Origin of the sequence: Streptomyces sp. ID05-39B (genome assembly GCF_033794725.1) — a bacterium.
In the GTDB taxonomy this organism is placed as follows: domain Bacteria; phylum Actinomycetota; class Actinomycetes; order Streptomycetales; family Streptomycetaceae; genus Streptomyces; species Streptomyces bobili.
In genome coordinates this window covers 1-2,601 of sequence record NZ_JARGEF010000456.1, presented here as the reverse complement: position 1 = coordinate 2,601, position 2,601 = coordinate 1, and the positions used below count along the sequence as shown (strand labels likewise).

At 73.7% G+C, this 2,601-nt stretch carries 4 protein-coding genes; 3 read left to right on the top strand and 1 reads right to left on the bottom strand.

Annotation, left to right across the window (positions count from 1 at the left end; all coding sequences use genetic code 11):
* From dhaK to P1P75_RS40990, 3 genes are all read left to right on the top strand, one after another.
* The coding region (gene dhaK, locus P1P75_RS41000; RefSeq protein ID WP_319264994.1) for a dihydroxyacetone kinase subunit DhaK at positions 1 to 822 on the top strand (822 nt) is incomplete at its 5' end.
* A gap of 47 nt (positions 823 to 869) precedes the next feature.
* Positions 870 to 1,469 (top strand): dihydroxyacetone kinase subunit DhaL, encoded by a 600-nt coding sequence (gene dhaL / locus P1P75_RS40995; RefSeq protein WP_319264992.1) that lies wholly within the window; start codon positions 870 to 872, stop codon positions 1,467 to 1,469.
* Between the two features lie 8 nt (positions 1,470 to 1,477).
* Positions 1,478 to 1,888: a PTS fructose transporter subunit IIA gene (locus P1P75_RS40990; RefSeq protein ID WP_319264989.1), complete on the top strand. Its 411-nt coding sequence runs from the start codon at positions 1,478 to 1,480 to the stop codon at positions 1,886 to 1,888.
* Between the two features lie 64 nt (positions 1,889 to 1,952).
* On the opposite strand, the gene P1P75_RS40985 is transcribed toward P1P75_RS40990, so the two are convergent.
* The coding region (locus P1P75_RS40985) for a glycoside hydrolase family 75 protein (protein ID WP_319264986.1) at positions 1,953 to 2,601 on the bottom strand (649 nt) is incomplete at its 5' end.

The following is a 2,601-nucleotide window of genomic DNA, read 5'->3' as shown; positions in this document are numbered from 1 at the left end:
CCGTTGCACGGGGGGTTCGTCGGGCCGGGGATGCTGTCGGCGGCCTGTCCCGGTGAGGTGTTCACCTCTCCCGTGCCCGACCAGATGGTGCGCGCCGCCGCGGCCGTGGACAGCGGGGCGGGGGTGCTGTTCATCGTGAAGAACTACACCGGTGACGTGCTCAACTTCGACATGGCGGCCGAACTCGCCGAGGACGAGGGCATCCAGGTCGCGAAGGTGCTGGTCAACGATGACGTCGCGGTGACCGACAGTCTGTACACGGCGGGACGGCGCGGCACCGGCGCGACGCTGTTCGTGGAGAAGATCGCGGGGGCCGCCGCCGACGAGGGCCAGCCGCTGGAGCGGGTCGAGGCGATCGCCCGGCAGGTCAACGAGAACGCGCGGAGTTTCGGCGTCGCGCTCAGCTCGGTCACGACGCCGGCCAAGGGCAGCCCGACCTTCGATCTGCCCACCGGTGAGCTGGAGCTGGGTATCGGCATCCACGGCGAGCCCGGCCGGGAGCGGCGGGCCATGATGACGTCCGGGGAGATCGCCGACGCGGCCGTGCACGCGGTGCTGGAGGACCTGTCGCCGCGCAACCCGGTCCTCGTCCTCGTCAACGGCATGGGCGGCACGCCTCTGCTGGAGCTGTACGGCTTCACCGCCGAGGTCCACCGGGTGCTCGCCGAGCGCGGGGTGCCCGTCGCCCGTACGCTCGTCGGCAACTACGTGACGTCCCTCGACATGGCCGGCGCCTCGGTGACCCTGTGCCAGGTCGACGAGGAACTGCTGCGGCTGTGGGACGCGCCCGTACGGACGCCGGGGCTGCGCTGGGGCATGTGAGGCAAGGCGGGGCAAGCGATCAACTACCGACCACGCAAGGAGATCCCGTGCTCGACGCCGACTTCTTCCGCCGTTGGATGACGGCGACCGCCGCCTCCGTCCACCGTGAGGCGGAGCGGCTCACCGCCCTCGACTCGCCGATCGGTGACGCCGACCACGGCAGCAACCTCCAGCGGGGGTTCACCGCCGTCACCGCGGCACTGGAGAAGGAGCCCCCGACGACCCCCGGCGCCGTCCTGGTCCTCGCCGGACGCCGGCTCATCTCGACCGTCGGCGGGGCGTCCGGACCGCTGTACGGCACGCTGCTGCGCGGCACCGGCAAGGCGCTCGGGGACGCGGAGGAGGTCAGCGAGGAGGAGTTCGCGCAGGCGTTTCGCGCGGGGGTCGACGCGGTGATGAAGCTGGGCGGGGCCGCGCCGGGCGACAAGACGATGATCGACGCGCTGGTGCCCGCCGTGGACGCCCTCGGGGAGGGCTTCGGGGCGGCACGGGCCGCTGCCGAACAGGGAGCCGTCGCCACCATCCCGCTCCAGGCCCGCAAGGGCCGGGCCAGCTATGTGGGCGAGCGCAGCATCGGACACCAGGACCCGGGTGCCACCTCGGCGGCGCTGCTGGTCGCGGGACTCGCGGAAGCGAACGGGGAGTGAGCGCGGCGATGGCCGACGACAGGCTGGTGGGCATCGTTCTCGTGTCGCACAGCGCGCAGGTGGCGGCCTCCGTGGCCGAGCTGGCGCGGGGGCTCGCGGGCGGCGGCGCCGCCGTGCCCGTCGCCCCGGCGGGCGGCACGGAGGGGGGCGGGCTGGGGACGAGCGCGGAGCTGATCGCCTCCGCTGCCGCCTCCGTGGACCGCGGGGCCGGGGTCGCCGTGCTGACCGACCTCGGCAGTGCCGTGCTGACCGTGAAGGCGCTGCTCGCCGAGGGCGACGAACTCCCCGAGGGCACGCGTCTGGTGGACGCGCCGTTCGTGGAGGGCGCGGTGGCCGCGGTCGTCACGGCGTCCACCGGGGCCGGCCTGGACGCGGTGGAGGCGGCGGCCGGGGAGGCGTACACCTACCGGAAGGTCTGACGGCGGCCGGGTGGCGGCGGTGCACGAGGGACCATGTGCGCTGCCGCCTCCCAGCGCGAATCGGTCAGCCGTCCGTGCCCGCCGTCGCCGGAGCCGCCCCGGCCACGAAGGTCCGTGCCAGCCGCTCCCCCACCTCGACGGCCGACGTGTGGCTCTCGATGGGGGTCGCCCGGGAGTCCTTGAAGACGATGTAGGTGACACCTGACGCCACTCCGCCGGAGCGCGGGTCGGGGCGGATACCCAGCGCCTCGGCGGCGGCGTACGAGGCCTCGCCGATGATCTCGCGCGGCCCGACGTCGCCCACGACGGCGTACCGGACCCGGTCCCCGTACACGACGGCCGCCACGCTGCCGCCGCGCACTCCGTGGTCGCGGTGGTTCCAGAGGGTGCTCACGCCCGGTACGACGATGAACGGCAGGTTCTCCGCGTTCAGATGGCGCCCGTCGGACTGCTGGAAGGCGGTGGCGGGCGAGAACGAGGGGTCGGTGGTGCTGTTGCAGCGTTGTCCCGGCCGCCCGTCGCAGTCGATGTCCATGTCGGCCGTCCAGAAGACCGCGCCCTCGGTTCCGCACACCGGGATCGTGGCGGGGGCGTCGGCATCGGTGCGGTAGCGGCCGCGGGAGACGGGGGTGCAGTCACGTACCCGGGACAGCAGATCGGCGGCGGTCACGGAACCCTCCTGCCGGGCCACCGGTCTGCGGGGGGCATCAAAG

Coding starts and splice junctions, on each gene's coding strand:
- P1P75_RS40990 (WP_319264989.1), top strand. CDS start 1,478: ATGGCCGACGACAGGCTGGTGGGCATCGTTCTCGTGTCGCACAGCGCG.